The following is a 15625-nucleotide window of genomic DNA, read 5'->3' as shown; positions in this document are numbered from 1 at the left end:
GACTTGAACACATTCCGGCTAAGGCTGCCTCTTATCTCACACCCTTCGCCCTCTTGACTTCGAAACTTGAAGGAATAGTCTCGGCAACGTTGTTTTTACCTTCAGGTACCACCTACCTGGGAGTTGTACGTGACCAGCACTGAGCAGGCACTCAAGTCAGGAGCCGGGACGGCTCACCCCGAGCATCTCGGACACGTCATCTTCATCGCGGCGGCGGCCGCGATGGGCGGTTTCCTCTTCGGCTACGACAGTGCCGTGATCAACGGCGCCGTCGAGGCCATCCGGGACCGCTACGACATCGGCTCCGCCGCTCTGGCGCAGGTCATCGCCATCGCGCTGATCGGCTGTGCCATCGGTGCCGCGACCGCCGGACGCATGGCCGACCGCATCGGCCGTATCCGCTGCATGCAGATCTCCGCCGTGCTGTTCACGATCAGTGCCGTCGGCTCCGCGCTGCCCTTCTCCCTGTACGACCTCGCCTTCTGGCGGATCATCGGCGGCTTCGCCATCGGCATGGCCTCCGTCATCGGCCCCGCCTACATCGCCGAGGTCGCCCCGGCCGCGTACCGGGGACGGCTCGGCTCCTTCCAGCAGGCCGCGATCGTCGTCGGCATCGCCATCTCGCAGCTGGTCAACTGGGGCATCCTGAACGCGGCCGGCGGTGACCAGCGCGGCACGCTGCTGGGCGTCGAGGCCTGGCAGGTCATGCTCGGTGTGATGGTCGTACCAGCGGTGCTGTACGGGCTGCTGTCCTTCGCGATCCCCGAGTCGCCGCGCTTTCTGATCTCCGTCGGCCGTGACGAGCGCGCCCGTGAGGTGCTGCGCGAGGTCGAGGGCGACGGCATCGACATGGACGCCCGGGTCGCCGAGATCGAGCACGCCATGAGGAGCGAGCACAAGTCGACCTTCCGGGACCTGCTCGGCGGCACCTTCTTCTTCAAGCCGATCGTCTGGATCGGCATCGGGCTCTCGGTGTTCCAGCAGTTCGTCGGTATCAACGTGGCGTTCTACTACTCCTCGACGCTGTGGCAGTCGGTCGGCGTCGACCCGACGGAGTCGTTCTTCTACTCCTTCACCACGTCGATCATCAACATCGTCGGCACCGTCATCGCCATGATCTTCGTCGACCGGATCGGCCGTCGGCCGCTCGCGCTCATCGGTTCCGTCGGCATGGTCATCGGGCTCGCCCTGGAGGCCTGGGCCTTCTCCTTCGACCTCGTCGACGGCAAGCTGCCCGCCACCCAGGGCTGGATCGCCCTGGTCGCCGCCCACATCTTCGTCCTCTTCTTCGCCCTCTCCTGGGGTGTCGTCGTCTGGGTCTTCCTCGGCGAGATGTTCCCGAACAAGATCCGCGCCGCCGCACTGGGCGTGGCCGCCGCCGCACAGTGGATCGCCAACTGGGCCATCACCGCGAGCTTCCCGTCGCTGGCCGACTGGAACCTCTCCGCGACCTACGTGATCTACACGATCTTCGCGGCGCTCTCGATCCCGTTCGTGCTCCGCTTCGTCAAGGAGACGAAGGGCAAGACGCTGGAGGAGATGGGCTGATCCCCGGTACCCCGGTACCCCGGTACCCCGGTATCCGTATGAACTCGGGGAGGAGGGCCAAGTCCCCGCTGCCCTCCTCCCCGTACCTCCGCCGCCCCGGCTCGGCCACTGCCCGAGCCGGGGCGGCGGTCTTCGTACGTCACCACGTTTCACCAGATGAGGACGCCGCCGCCGATCTCCAGGGCCTTGTGGGCGCTCTCCTCGATGATCCGCAGCCGGTCCTCGATGCCCGCGCGGTGTTCCGCCAGGGTCCGAGGCCGCTCCGTGCCGGCGGCGATCGCGTCCAGGTGGGCGCGCAACAGGGCGACCTCACGCAGCAGGGCCGGCACCTCCCCGGCCTCGACATGCAGATCGGCGTCGGCCAGCCGGGGCAGGAGGCGGGCGCCCAGCGCGCGTACCGACTCCGATCCCCACACCGTCGTACGCCATGACTCGAAGCCGCCCGACTGATACACGTCGGCCGGCACGTCGAGCAGCCGCAGCTTCCCGTCCGGCTCGCGGACGAACACTTCCACCAACAGGCTCATGACCGCAGGGAACCACCGCCGGACCCGACCGGACCACCGGGTTTCGCGGCGGGTCAGCCGCCCAGCGCCGGAACCACCCGCTCCCCGAACAACCGCAGGCTCCGCCAGCCCTCCTCCACCGGCATTCCGCCCGACAGCGGATGCAGTACGTAGTTGTCCAGGCCCTGGGTCACGCACTCCTCCGGCGTCAGCATCCGGTAGACGCCCTCGGCGCGCAGTTCCTCGACCGTCGTGGCCGCAGACCTCACGGCCGACCGGATGTCGCCGGACTGCCAGGAGGCGTACGTCCGGGCCTCGTGCAGGAAGTGGTGACCGTGCTCGGCCCAGGCCCGGTCCGGGTCCTCGGTGATGTGCAGCAGCGGGGTCTCGGCGGCCGGCATCATCGTCCAGCCCTCGGTGCCGTACTCGACGAGCCGCTCCTTGTAGTAGGCCTCCAGCTCGGGCAGGTGCGCGCTGGGGAAGAGGGGGAGCCCGAGACGGGCGGCCCGTCTCGCCGCCGCCTTCGACGAGCCGCCTACCAGGAGCAGCGGGTGCGGGTCGGTGCACGGGCGCGGAGTGACCCGTACCGTACGGCCCCGGTACTCGAACTCCTCGCCGCTCCAGGCCTTCAGGAGGGTCTCCAGCAGCTCGTCCTGGAGCTTGCCGCGCCGCTTCCAGTCGGCGCCGAAGTGGGCGTACTCCTCGGGCCGGTATCCGATCCCGGCGACCGTGACCAGCCGGCCGCCGCTCAGGAGGTCGAGTACGGCTATGTCCTCGGCGAGCCTCAAGGGATCGTGCAACGGGCCGATCACCGCAGACACCGTCACCGCGATCCGCCGCGTCGCCCCGAACACGGCTCCCGCGAAGGCGAACGGCGACGGCAGCCAGTTGTTGGCGACGCCGTGGTGCTCCTCGGTCTGGACGGTGGTGATTCCGTGGGCGTCGGCGTACGCGGCCATCTCGATCGCGGCCTCGTAGCGGGCGCGGAGATCGGCGGGGGCGGCGTCGGGGGCGACCAGGTTGAAACGTACGACGGTGACGGGCATGGGGGTCCCTTCCGGCGGGTGTGCCGGGGGAGATTAGCTGACGGTGTGTCAGATTGCCAGAGGTAAGGGGAGGGGGTGTCGCGGCCCACCGGATGGGCCGTGACACCCCCTGGGGACGCTGCTCCGCGTACCCGACGAGCACGGACGCATACTGGTGCGTGCTGTGACTCCGCCCCTGAGGGGCTTCCCGGCCGACGCGAAGTCGGACGGCGGACCAGCCCGGCCCGGTGGGACGCGTGGCCCCGCACGGACAACGAACGTCCGAGCGGGAGGTCACGCATACTGGACCGGCTATGGAAACCATCATCCTTGCTGTAGTCATCGCCGTGATCGTGCTCGGTGTGCTCGGTGGGCTCGTCGTCGGCAGCCGCAGGAAGAAGCCGCTGCCCCCGGCGCCCCCCACGACACCCGACCTCACCGCCCCTCCGGCCGAGCCGCACGTCGGCGACGAGGCCGAGACGCCGCGCGACGAACCGCGCCGCACGATAGAGGAGGTGGATCTTCCGGAGGGTGCGGACGGCACGTCCGTCGCCGTCGAGGAGCCTCCCTCCGCTCCCGAGATCGAGGTACCGGAGCCCACCGCCGGCCGGTTGGTCCGGTTGCGCGCCCGGCTCTCCAGGTCGCAGAACGCGCTCGGCAAGGGGCTGCTCACGCTCCTCGCGCGCGAGCACCTCGACGACGACACCTGGGAGGAGATCGAGGACACCCTCCTCACCGCCGACGTCGGCGTCCAGCCCACCCAGGATCTGGTCGAGCGGCTGCGTGAGCGGGTGAGGGTGCTCGGTACGCGGACGCCTGAAGAGCTGCGCGGGCTGTTGCGCGAGGAACTGCTCAAGATCCTCGAACCCGGGTTCGACCGCGCGGTGAACACCGACTCGCCCCTCGACACCCCGGGCATCGTGATGGTGGTCGGCGTCAACGGCACCGGCAAGACCACCACCACCGGCAAGCTCGCGCGCGTGCTCGTCGCCGACGGGAAGAACGTCGTCCTCGGCGCCGCCGACACCTTCCGGGCCGCCGCCGCCGATCAGCTTCAGACCTGGGGCGACCGGGTGGGGGCCCGTACGGTGCGTGGTCCTGAAGGGGGTGACCCTGCTTCCATCGCCTTCGACGCCGTCAAGGAAGGGATCGAGGCCGGTGCCGATGTCGTTCTCATCGACACCGCCGGGCGGCTCCACACCAAGACCGGGCTCATGGACGAGCTGGGCAAGATCAAGCGCGTCGTCGAGAAGCACGCCCCGCTGGACGAAGTGCTGCTCGTGCTCGACGCCACGACCGGGCAGAACGGGCTCGTCCAGGCCCGTGTCTTCGCCGAGGTCGTCGACATCACCGGCATCGTGCTCACCAAGCTCGACGGCACCGCAAAGGGCGGCATCGTCATCGCCGTACAGCGCGAGCTGGGTGTCCCGGTGAAGCTGATCGGGCTCGGCGAGGGGGCCGACGACCTGGCTCCGTTCGAGCCGGAGGCGTTCGTTGACGCCCTTATCGGCGACTGAACGGGCGGAGTGCCCGGGAGATTTACCACCTACTAGAAAAGTAGGTGGCGGGGTGAGCAAGAGGCCCGCCGCATGGTGCAGATGCGGTGGGCCTCTCGTATCGGCGAGGTCAGGCGCTACGCCCGCGACCGGTGCGCCACATAGGCCAGCGTGCCCAGCAGCAGCCGCGCCGCCGGAGGCTTCGTCGCCGTGTCCAGGGCCGGCGGGCGCAGCCAGGTGACCGGGCCGAGGCCGCCCCGGTCGGAGGGGGGCGCCGTGAGATGCGTACCGGCGCCGAGGCCGTGCAGGTCGAGGGACGCGTCGTCCCAGCCCATGCGGTAGAGGAGTTGGGGCAGTTCGGTGGCGGCGCCGGGGGCGACGAAGAACTGGGCGCGGCCCTGCGGGGTGGCCGTGACCGGGCCGAGGGGGATGCCCATGCGCTCCAGGCGGACCAGGGCGTGGCGGCCGGCCGGTTCGGCGACCTCGATCACGTCGAAGGCGCGGCCCACGGGGAGCATCACCGAGGCGCCGGGGAACTGGCCCCAGGTGTCCGTGACCTCGTCGAGCGTGGCGCCGGCCGCTACCCGGGGCGCGAAGCTCAGCGGGTGGGCGCCAGGCGTCGGGCAGTCCGGCAGGCCGCAGGAGCAGGCGCCGCCCGCCGCGCGGGCGCCGGCCACCACGTCCCAGCCCCAGAGGCCGGTGTACTCGGCCACGGCGGTGCACTCCGACGACCGGCCGCGGCGGCGCGTGCCGGGCCGGATCTCGCGGATACCCCGGCTGCTGCCGATCGTGAAGCCCATGCCCCCTCCAACGGGTCCGACGCACCGATGGTTACGAGATGCACGTGGAACGTAACCCTGTGTTTCCGACTGCCCGACAGCCCTGCCCGCCATCACCTGTTTCAGTCGGCGCCAGGAAGTACCGCGGGTAGTGCGCTCGGCGGCGTGCGCCCTCGTGTGCATCGCTCCGCCCACTTCCGGCTGTCCTCTGTCAAGTGAATCCTGTGCAGCCACCCGGGAGTTCATTCGAAGGGGTGGCGAATGGTGGCGTTTCCTGGATCCCCATGGCTGGAGCCGTGATCGTAGGATTACTTTGAGTGCACGAGGCCTGGAGGCACATGCACTTGTGGGTATGCCGGAGGCAAGTCGGCTTCCCGTTCGAAGGGTGAGAACCGCCGGACGCGAAGCCTATTTACCGGCATTCTGATAGGGCTTGGCGCACTCGGCGACAAGTGGTCTCAGGGATGGGGGCGTTCCAGTGGGCGGCAACGGCGGAAGCGCGACGACACCGGCCAGCGCCGACAAGCGCCCGAACGAGCTGCTCGGCTCATGGTTCGTGCGCAGCGGCTGGTCCAAGGGCGAGCTGGCGCGCCAAGTGAACCGACGGGCCCGCCAGTTGGGCGCCAACCACATCTCCACGGACACCTCGCGGGTCCGGCGCTGGCTCGACGGGGAGAACCCGCGCGAGCCGATCCCGCGCATCCTGTCCGAGCTGTTCTCCGAGCGCTTCGGCTGTGTCGTCTCCGTCGAGGACCTGGGGCTGCGCGCCGCCCGCCAGTCACCGTCCGCGTCCGGCGTCGACCTGCCCTGGACGGGCCCGCAGACCGTGGCCCTGCTCAGCGAGTTCTCCCGCAGCGACCTGATGCTGGCCCGGCGCGGCTTCCTCGGCACCGCCCTCGCCCTCTCCGCCGGACCGACCCTGATCGAGCCCATGCAGCGCTGGCTCGTCCCCGTGCCCCCCGCCCCGCCCGAGGAGCCCGAGCACCCGTCCGCCGCGCGCCGGGCCGGCCGGCTCTCCCAGCCCGAGCTGGAGCTGCTGGAGTCCACCACCGCGATGTTCCGGAAGTGGGACGCCCAGTGCGGCGGCGGCCTGCGCCGCAAGGCCGTGGTCGGACAGCTGCACGAGGTCACCGACCTCCTCCAGGAGCCCCAGCCCGAGGCCACCACCCGCAAGCTGTTCAAGGTCGCCGCCGAACTGGCCGAACTCGCCGGCTGGATGTCGTACGACGTGGGACTCCAGCCGACCGCCCAGAAGTACTTCGTGCTGGCCCTGCACGCGGCCAAGGAGGCCGGGGACAAGCCGCTGGGCTCGTACATCCTGTCGTCCATGAGCCGCCAGATGATCCACCTCGGCCGGCCGGACGACGCCCTCGAACTGATCCATCTCGCGCAGTACGGCAGCCGTGACTGCGCGAGCCCCCGCACCCAAGCCATGCTGTATGCGATGGAGGCACGCGCATACGCCAATATGGGACAGCCCGGAAAGTGCAAGCGGGCCGTGCGGATGGCCGAGGACACGTTCGCGGACGTACACGATTGGGACGAACCCGATCCCGACTGGATCCGCTTCTTCTCCCGGGCCGAGCTGTACGGCGAGAACTCCCACTCCTTCCGCGACCTGGCCTATGTCGCAGGCCGCAGCCCCACCTACGCCTCCCTCGCCGAACCCCTCATGCGCAGCGCCGTCGACCTGTTCGCGAAGGACACCGATCACCAGCGGTCGTACGCACTGAACCTGATCGGCATGGCCACCGTCCACCTCCTCCAGCGGGAGCCCGAACAGGCCACCGTGCTGGCCGCCGAGGCCATGGGAATCGCCAAGAAGGTGCGCTCGGAGCGGGTCAACACTCGTATTCGAAAAACCGTCGACACGGCCGTACGCGACTTCGGGGAACTCACCGAGGTCGCCGACCTCACCGACCAGCTCGCCATCGATCTGCCAGAGACCGCCGAAGCGGTCTGAACCCCCGGAACCCCGGCCGCGGCAGGCCCTCCCGAACAGCCCGACTCGGCTCCCCCGCCAGGTCATCGGAAGGCCCGCCGCGGTCGGACCACCGCCCCGGGTGAAGGTTGCGCCACGATAACGATCGGCGCGTCCGACATCTGGCAGTTCATCGATCCGTAACACACAAGGCGCCTTCGTCACTGCGGCGAAACATCGAGGGGCGTCGACCGAAACGGCGCTGCGCCAATCTCTGGCGCATAACCGGCCCACCCCTCAATCCGCTCAGGCTTCGCCCGCACGGGGCCGTACCAATGACGAGGAGACGCCGATGGCATCAGCCGCCATCACGCTAGCCGCAGACGCTCCCACGCTGTCTGCCGCAAACACCGGGTTCATGCTGATCTGTTCAGCCCTGGTGTTGCTCATGACCCCCGGTCTCGCCTTCTTCTACGGCGGCATGGTTCGGGTCAAGAGCACTCTGAACATGTTGATGATGAGCTTTATCAGCATCGGGATCGTCACGATCCTCTGGGTGCTCTACGGCTTCTCGCTCGCCTTCGGCACCGACAAGGGCGGCTTCATCGGCTGGACCTCGGGCTGGGTCGGTCTCAGTGACATCGGCACCGCCGATCTGTGGGACGGCTACACCATCCCGATCCTGGCCTTCATGGTCTTCCAGATGATGTTCGCCATCATCACGCCCGCCCTGATCAGCGGCGCCCTCGCGGACCGCGTCAAGTTCACGGCATGGGCGCTGTTCGTCGCCCTCTGGGCCACGGTCGTCTACTTCCCCGTCGCCCACTGGGTATGGGGCGCGGGCGGCTGGGCCTTCGAGCTCGGTGTCATCGACTTCGCCGGTGGTACGGCGGTTCACATCAACGCGGGTGCCGCGGCGCTCGGCGTGATCCTGGTCATCGGCAAGCGCGTCGGCTTCAAGAAGGACCCGATGCGCCCGCACAGCCTCCCGCTGGTCATGCTCGGCGCCGGTCTCCTCTGGTTCGGCTGGTTCGGCTTCAACGCCGGCTCGTGGCTGGGCAACGACGACGGCGTCGGCTCGCTGATGTTCGTCAACACGCAGGTCGCCACCGCCGCCGCCATGCTCGCCTGGCTCATCTACGAGAAGATCCGCCACGGCGCGTTCACCACGCTGGGCGCCGCCTCCGGCGCGGTCGCGGGTCTGGTCGCCATCACCCCCTCGGGCGGTGCGGTCTCCCCGATCGGCGCGATCGCCGTCGGCGCCATCGCCGGTCTGCTGTGCGCCATGGCCGTCGGCCTCAAGTACAAGCTCGGTTACGACGACTCGCTCGACGTCGTCGGTGTCCACCTCGTCGGTGGTGTCGTCGGCTCCCTGCTGATCGGCTTCTTCGCCAGCGGCAAGGGCCAGTCCGAGGTCCAGGGCCTCTTCTACGGCGGCGGTCTCGACCAGTTCTGGAAGCAGTGCGCGGGCGTCTTCGCCGTCCTCGGCTACTCCCTGGTCGTCTCCGCGATCCTCGCCTTCCTCATCGACAAGACGATCGGTATGCGCGTCTCCGAGGACGACGAGGTCGCCGGCATCGACCAGGCCGAGCACGCCGAGACCGCATACGACTTCAGCGGCGCCGGCGGCGGCGCGGCCCGTACGTCCGTCACCACGGCCGTCGGTGGCGAGAGCAAGAAGGTGGACGCATGAAGCTCATCACCGCCGTTGTGAAGCCCCACCGGCTCGACGAGATCAAGGAGGCCCTCCAGGCCTTCGGGGTCCACGGTCTGACGGTCACCGAGGCGAGCGGCTACGGTCGTCAGCGGGGCCACACCGAGGTCTACCGCGGCGCCGAGTACACGGTCGACCTCGTTCCCAAGATCCGCATCGAGGTTCTCGCCGAGGACGACGACGCCGAGGGTCTGATCGACGTCATCGTCAAGGCGGCCCGAACCGGCAAGATCGGTGACGGCAAGGTCTGGTCCCTCCCGGTCGACACGGCCGTCCGGGTCCGGACCGGCGAGCGCGGCCCGGACGCGCTCTGAGGCAGGAAAAAGAACAGGAGTCGCTGGGTGACGAGTACGAACGTGCGTAAGGATGCAGAGGACTCGGGACCCAGCGGCTATGCGGCGGCCCGGCTGCGCCTCCTCACCGAGGGGGTGCGGTCCGGGCCGCCGCGCCGTGCGGCCCTCGCCGAACTGACGGACGAATGGCTGACCGGCCTGTTCACCGCGGGCGCCGAGGGCATGCGCGGAGTCTCCCTGGTCGCCGTCGGCGGCTACGGCAGAGGTGAACTCTCCCCACGCAGCGACCTCGACCTGCTCCTCCTGCACGACGGCAGCGACTCCGCCGGGGTCGCCGCCCTCGCCGACCGGCTCTGGTACCCCGTCTGGGACCTGGGCCTCGCCCTCGACCACTCCGTACGGACCCAGTCCGAGGCCCGCAAGGTGTCCGGCGAGGACCTCAAGGTGCAGCTGGGCCTGCTCGACGCCCGCCACCTCGCCGGCGACCTCGGCCTCACGGCCGGCCTGCGCACCGCCGTCCTCGCCGACTGGCGCAACCAGGCCCCCAAACGCCTCCCCGAACTCCAGGAACTCTGCGCCGAGCGCGCCGAACGCCAGGGCGAACTGCAGTACCTCCTCGAACCCGACCTCAAGGAGGCCCGCGGCGGCCTCCGCGACGCCACCGCCCTGCGCGCCGTCGCGGCCTCCTGGCTCGCCGACGCCCCGCGCGAGGGGCTCACCGACGCCCGCCGCCGCCTCCTGGACGTTCGCGACGCCCTCCACCTCACGACCGGCCGCGCCACCGACCGCCTCGCCCTCCAGGAGCAGGACCAGGTGGCCGCCGAACTCGGCCTCCTCGACGCCGACACCCTCCTGCGGCAGGTGTACGAGGCCGCACGCGTCGTGTCGTACGCCAGTGACGTCACCTGGCGCGAGGTGGGGCGCGTACTGAGATCACGCGCCGTACGCCCGCGCCTGCGCGCCATGCTGGGCGGCGGCAAGCCGGTGGCGGAACGTTCACCCTTGGCCGAAGGTGTCGTCGAACAGGACGGCGAGGTGGTGCTCGCCCGCGCCGCCCGCCCCGACCGCGACCCCGTACTCCCGCTCCGCGCCGCCGCAGCCGCCGCCCAGGCGGGCCTCCCGCTCTCCCTGCACGCGGTGCGCCGCATGGCGGTGGCTGCCCGTCCCCTGCCCACCCCGTGGCCTGCTGAAGCCCGCGAACAACTGGTCACACTGCTCGGCTCGGGCCGCCCGACCATCGAGGTCTGGGAGGCGCTGGAGGCCGAGGGCCTGATCACCCACTTCCTCCCCGACTGGGAGCGGGTCCGCTGCCGCCCGCAGCGCAACGCCGTGCACATCTGGACGGTCGACCGCCACCTCATCGAAACGGCCGTCCGCGCCTCCGAGTTCACCCGCCGCGTCAGCCGCCCCGACCTCCTCCTCGTCTCCGCGCTCCTCCACGACATCGGCAAGGGCTGGCCCGGCGACCACTCCGTCGCGGGCGAGATCATCGCCAAGGACGTGGCCACCCGCATCGGCTTCGACCGCGCGGACGTGGCGGTGCTGGCAACACTCGTACGTCACCACCTCCTCCTCATCGACACCGCCACCCGGCGTGACCTGGAGGACCCGGCCACCGTGCGCTCGGTCGCCGAGGCGGTCGGCTCGCAGAGCACCCTGGAACTGCTCCACGCGCTCACCGAGTCCGACGCGCTCGCGACGGGCCCGGCCGCCTGGTCGACCTGGCGCGGCTCGCTCGTCGCCGACCTGGTGAAACGGGTCGCCGCCGTGCTCTCCGGGGACGCCGCCGAGGAACCCGAGGCCGCCGCGCCCACCGCCGAACAGGAACGGCTCGCCATCGAGGCGATCGCGACCGGGGGACCGGTCCTGGCGCTGCGCGCCCAGACGGAACCCCCGGCGGACGCGTCGGCGGAGGAGGAGCCCTCCGGGGATCCCGAGCCGCTGGGCGTGGAGTTGCTGATCGCCGTACCGGATCAGTCGGGGGTGCTGCCCGCGGTGGCCGGGGTGCTGGCGATGCACCGGTTGACGGTCCGCACGGCGGAACTGCGCGCACTGGACCTCCCCGACGGGGTCGAGGGCGCGGTCCTGCTCCTCGACTGGCGGGTGGCCGCGGAGTACGGCTCCCTGCCCCAGGCGGCCCGCCTGCGCGCCGACCTCGTACGGGCCCTGGACGGCTCCCTGGACATCGCGGGGCGGCTGGCGGAGCGGGATGCGGCTTATCCGCGGCGCCGGGGCGTGGTGGCTCCGCCGGCCCGGGTGACCGTGCATCCGACGGCCTCCCGCCAAGCCACGGTGATCGAGGTGCGCGCCCAGGATGCTCCGGGGCTGCTGCACCGGATCGGGCGTGCGCTGGATGATGCGGGGGTGCGGGTGCGGAGTATGCATGTCAGCACGCTGGGGTCGAATGCTGTGGATGCTTTTTACGTGACCACGGGCCAGGGTGCGCCTCTGCCCGGGGGCGAGGCGCCCGCGGTGGCGCGGAAGCTAGAGGAGATGTTGCGGGCGTGACCTCGCGGTCGTGGCGTGCGTTTACCAGATGTGCTCCCTGCTGAGGCGGGGATGGTCCAGCGGTGGACGCGTTCTACGTGACGAACAACAAGGTGCTCCCCGCCAACGCAGGGATTCCCGTCCCCGCCTGCTGAATCAGCAGGCGGGGACGAATTGCTTGCAGGGCCGGATACCCTGGAGAACAGCCCACTCTGCCCCCGACTCCGAGGACCGACGCCGCCGTGTTCGATACTCTCTCCGATCGCCTCCAAGCCACCTTCAAAACGCTCCGGGGCAAGGGCCGGCTTTCCGAGGCGGACATCGACGCCACGGCCCGCGAGATTCGTATCGCGCTCCTCGAAGCGGACGTGGCCCTGCCGGTCGTGCGGACGTTCATCAAGAACGTCAAGGAGAGGGCGCTCGGCAGCGATGTCTCCAAGGCCCTGAATCCGGCCCAGCAGGTCCTCAAAATCGTCAATGAGGAGCTTGTCACCATCCTCGGCGGCGAAACCCGCCGCCTCCGTTTCGCCAAGCAGCCCCCGACCGTCATCATGCTGGCCGGTCTCCAGGGTGCGGGTAAGACCACGCTCGCGGGCAAGCTGGGCAAGTGGCTCAAGGACCAGGGGCACTCGCCCCTCCTCGTCGCCGCCGACCTCCAGCGCCCCAACGCCGTCAACCAGCTCAGCGTCGTCGCCGAGCGGGCCGGGGTCGCCGTCTACGCGCCCGAGCCGGGCAACGGGGTCGGGGACCCGGTGAAGGTCGCCAAGGACTCCATGGAGTTCGCGAAGACCAAGGTCCACGACATCGTGATCGTGGACACCGCCGGGCGCCTCGGTATCGACGCCGAGCTGATGCAGCAGGCCGCGGACATCCGGGACGCGGTGTCGCCGGACGAGATCCTCTTCGTCGTCGACGCCATGATCGGCCAGGACGCCGTCAACACGGCCGAGGCCTTCCGGGACGGTGTCGGGTTCGACGGTGTGGTCCTGTCGAAGCTCGACGGTGACGCCCGTGGTGGTGCCGCGCTCTCCATCGCCTCGGTGACCGGCAAGCCGATCATGTTCGCGTCGAACGGCGAGAAGCTCGACGACTTCGACGCGTTCCACCCCGACCGGATGGCCTCCCGCATCCTCGACATGGGTGACCTCCTCACCCTGATCGAGCAGGCGGAGAAGACGTTCAGCCAGGAAGAAGCCGAGGCAATGGCCTCGAAGCTGGCGTCCAAGAAGGGCCAGGACTTCACCCTGGACGACTTCCTGGCCCAGATGGAGCAGGTCAGGAAGATGGGCTCCATCTCCAAGCTGCTCGGGATGCTGCCCGGAATGGGGCAGATCAAGGACCAGATCAACAACCTCGACGAGCGCGATGTGGACCGTACGGCGGCCATCATCAAGTCGATGACCCCGGCCGAGCGCCAGGACGCGACGATCATCAACGGCTCGCGCCGCGCCCGTATCGCCAAGGGTTCCGGTGTCGAGGTCAGCGCGGTCAAGGGCCTGGTCGAGCGGTTCTTCGAGGCCCGCAAGATGATGTCCCGCATGGCCCAGGGCGGCGGCATGCCGGGGATGCCCGGGATGCCGGGCATGGGTGGCGGACCCGGCCGGTCGAAGAAGCAGCCCAAGCAGGCCAAGGGCAAGCAGCGCTCCGGCAACCCGATGAAGCGCAAGCAGCAGGAGCAGGAGGAGGCCGCGCGCAAGGCCGCCGGCGCCCAGGGGGCTCCGGGCGGCGCGTTCGGTCTGCCGGGCCAGCAGGTCGGCCAGGACTTCGAGTTGCCGGACGAGTTCAAGAAGTTCATGGGCTGATTCGTGGGCTGATCCGACAAGTCCGTACGTCGTTCAGGGCGCCCCTCGTCGGAGGGGCGCCCTCGCGCGTTCTGCGCGTGCCCGCGCCCGGGGTGTGTCGTAACGTCCGCATATGACCAACCCTGTGCCGCCGCGCAAGGCCCCCGACCAGCCGTGGCGTTCCGAGGGCACTCCGGAGGAGGAGCCGCCGAAGCCGTCACCCGGTGGGCGGCGGATGCGGGGCGGCTGGTGGAATCTGGTCCTCGCCGCCCTGGTCGTCTATCTGATCGCCAACCTCGTGCTGTCCTTCTTCAACGACGGTGACGAGCCGACGATCTCGTACACCGCGTTCAGCAAGCAGGTCGCCGACGGCAACGTCAGCAAGATCTACTCCAAGGGCGACGCGATCCAGGGCCAGCTGAAGAAGTCCCAGGACAACCCCGAGGGCGACGGCAAGTACACCAAGTTCAAGACCCAGCGCCCGGAGTTCGCGGACGACCAGCTCTGGGAGCAGCTGACCAAGAACAATGTCACCGTCACGGCCGAGCCGGTCGTCCAGCAGCGCAGTTTCCTGGTCAATCTGCTGATCTCGCTGGCGCCGATGCTGCTTCTCGTCGTGCTGTGGGTGTTCATCGCGCGGCGGATGAGCGCGGGGCTGGGCGGCGGGGGCGGGATGCTGGGGCGCAAGGCGCCGCCGAAGCCGGTCGAGCTGGAGCCGGGCGCCCAGCGCACGACGTTCGCGGACGTGGCGGGTATCGACGAGGTCGAGGGTGAGCTGAACGACGTCGTCGACTTCCTGAAGAACCCGGACGCCTACCGCCGCATGGGCGCCAAGATGCCGCGCGGTGTGCTGCTGGCCGGTCCGCCCGGCACGGGCAAGACGCTGCTCGCGCGGGCGGTGGCCGGGGAGGCGGGGGTGCCGTTCTTCTCGGCCTCCGCCTCGGAGTTCATCGAGATGATCGTGGGCGTCGGCGCCTCGCGGGTACGGGAACTGTTCGCGGAGGCCCGCAAGGTGGCGCCGTCGATCATCTTCATCGACGAGATCGACACGATCGGGCGGGCCCGCGCTGGCGGTTCGGGCATGGGCGGTCACGACGAGCGCGAGCAGACCCTGAACCAGATTCTCACCGAGATGGACGGCTTCTCCGGCTCCGAGGGAGTGATCGTCCTCGCCGCGACCAACCGCGCGGACATCCTGGACCCCGCCCTGACCCGCCCGGGCCGGTTCGACCGGGTCGTCAACGTCTCGCCCCCGGACCGCGGCGGCCGTGAGGCGATCCTGGAGATCCACACCCGGCAGATTCCGCTGGCCCCGGACGTGGACCTGGCCCAGGTGGCCCGTACGACGCCGGGGATGACCGGTGCCGAGCTGGCCAACCTCGCCAACGAGGCCGCGCTGCTCGCGGTCAAGCGTCAGCAGGAGCTGGTCACGCAGACCGACCTGTCGGAGGCGCTGGAGAAGGTGCAGCTGGGCGCCGAACGCCCCTTGGTCATGCCGGCCGAGGAGCGTCGGCGCACGGCCTGTCACGAGAGCGGCCACGCCCTGCTGGGCATGCTCCAGCCGGGCGCCGACCCGGTCCGCAAGATCACCATCGTGCCCAGGGGGCGGGCGCTCGGTGTCACGCTCTCCACGCCCGACGCCGACAGATACGCGTACACGGAGGAGTATCTGCGCGGTCGGATCATCGGTGCGCTGGGCGGTATGGCCGCGGAACAGGTCGTCTTCGGGGTCGTCACCACGGGTTCGGAGAACGACCTCGAACAGGTGACCAATATCGTGCGTGGCATGGTCGCGCGCTGGGGCATGAGTGAGCGGGTCGGCCGGCTCTCGGCGCTCCCGAACGACGCCCAGCAGGCGTACGGCCTCTCGGCGGCTCCGCAGACCCTGGACGTGATCGAGCACGAGATGCGGCGCATCGTCGACGAGTGCTACGACGAGGCCTGCGGCAAGCTCCGCGACCACCGGGCCCAACTGGACGCGCTGGCCACGGCCCTGCTGGAGAACGAGACGCTGGAGGAGGCGGACGCGTACCGGGTCGCCGGGATCGCGCGCCTGGGCAAGGACGGCTGAGCCG

11 protein-coding genes are annotated in these 15625 nt (G+C 69.9%); 8 read left to right on the top strand and 3 right to left on the bottom strand.

The window, feature by feature from the left end; translation table 11 throughout:
* Window positions 1-129 precede the first annotated feature (129 nt).
* Window positions 130-1548 carry a sugar porter family MFS transporter gene (locus LUX31_RS10825; RefSeq protein ID WP_235474574.1) on the top strand — a complete coding sequence of 473 codons (1419 nt, stop codon included), beginning with the start codon at window positions 130-132 and terminating at the stop codon, window positions 1546-1548.
* A 149-nt stretch (window positions 1549-1697) separates the two neighbouring features.
* Here LUX31_RS10825 and LUX31_RS10820 read toward each other — a convergent pair whose 3' ends face one another.
* Window positions 1698-2075 carry a hypothetical protein gene (locus LUX31_RS10820; protein WP_235474573.1) on the bottom strand — a complete coding sequence of 126 codons (378 nt, stop codon included), beginning with the start codon at window positions 2073-2075 and terminating at the stop codon, window positions 1698-1700.
* A 53-nt stretch (window positions 2076-2128) separates the two neighbouring features.
* On the bottom strand, window positions 2129-3100 hold the full coding sequence (locus LUX31_RS10815; RefSeq protein ID WP_235474572.1) for an LLM class flavin-dependent oxidoreductase: 972 nt from the start codon (window positions 3098-3100) through the stop codon (window positions 2129-2131).
* Between the two features lie 293 nt (window positions 3101-3393).
* Here LUX31_RS10815 and ftsY point away from each other — a divergent pair, with 293 nt between their 5' ends.
* Window positions 3394-4596, top strand: coding sequence for a signal recognition particle-docking protein FtsY (gene ftsY / locus LUX31_RS10810; protein WP_235474571.1), 1203 nt, complete (start codon window positions 3394-3396; stop codon window positions 4594-4596).
* A 116-nt stretch (window positions 4597-4712) separates the two neighbouring features.
* Here ftsY and LUX31_RS10805 read toward each other — a convergent pair whose 3' ends face one another.
* A complete protein-coding gene (locus tag LUX31_RS10805; RefSeq protein WP_235474570.1) occupies window positions 4713-5375 on the bottom strand; it encodes a bifunctional DNA primase/polymerase in 663 nt (220 codons plus the stop codon).
* A 457-nt stretch (window positions 5376-5832) separates the two neighbouring features.
* On the opposite strand from LUX31_RS10805, the gene nsdA reads away from it, so the two are divergent.
* The 6 genes from nsdA (at window position 5833) to ftsH (ending at window position 15621) form a co-directional block, all read left to right on the top strand.
* The gene (gene nsdA / locus LUX31_RS10800; protein WP_235474569.1) at window positions 5833-7317 is read left to right on the top strand and encodes a transcriptional repressor NsdA; all 1485 of its coding nucleotides are present in this window, start codon (window positions 5833-5835) and stop codon (window positions 7315-7317) included.
* 310 nt (window positions 7318-7627) lie between these two features.
* On the top strand, window positions 7628-8968 hold the full coding sequence (locus LUX31_RS10795) for an ammonium transporter (RefSeq protein WP_235474568.1): 1341 nt from the start codon (window positions 7628-7630) through the stop codon (window positions 8966-8968).
* Window positions 8965-9303 (top strand): P-II family nitrogen regulator, encoded by a 339-nt coding sequence (locus LUX31_RS10790; protein ID WP_235474567.1) that lies wholly within the window; start codon window positions 8965-8967, stop codon window positions 9301-9303. The genes LUX31_RS10795 and LUX31_RS10790 overlap by 4 nt, the downstream gene beginning before the upstream one ends.
* A gap of 27 nt (window positions 9304-9330) precedes the next feature.
* Window positions 9331-11790 (top strand): [protein-PII] uridylyltransferase, encoded by a 2460-nt coding sequence (locus LUX31_RS10785; RefSeq protein ID WP_235474566.1) that lies wholly within the window; start codon window positions 9331-9333, stop codon window positions 11788-11790.
* A gap of 221 nt (window positions 11791-12011) precedes the next feature.
* Entirely contained in the window at window positions 12012-13571 is a 1560-nt protein-coding gene (ffh, locus tag LUX31_RS10780; protein WP_235474565.1) for a signal recognition particle protein, read from the top strand.
* A gap of 112 nt (window positions 13572-13683) precedes the next feature.
* Window positions 13684-15621, top strand: a complete 1938-nt coding sequence (gene ftsH / locus LUX31_RS10775) for an ATP-dependent zinc metalloprotease FtsH (protein WP_235474564.1) — start codon at window positions 13684-13686, stop codon at window positions 15619-15621.
* Window positions 15622-15625: the final 4 nt, after the last annotated feature.

Origin of the sequence: Streptomyces sp. GQFP, from assembly GCF_021545335.1 — a bacterium.
Classification (GTDB): domain Bacteria; phylum Actinomycetota; class Actinomycetes; order Streptomycetales; family Streptomycetaceae; genus Streptomyces.
The sequence above is the reverse complement of the archived record's forward strand: the minus strand, read 5'-3'. Positions and strand labels throughout refer to the sequence as shown.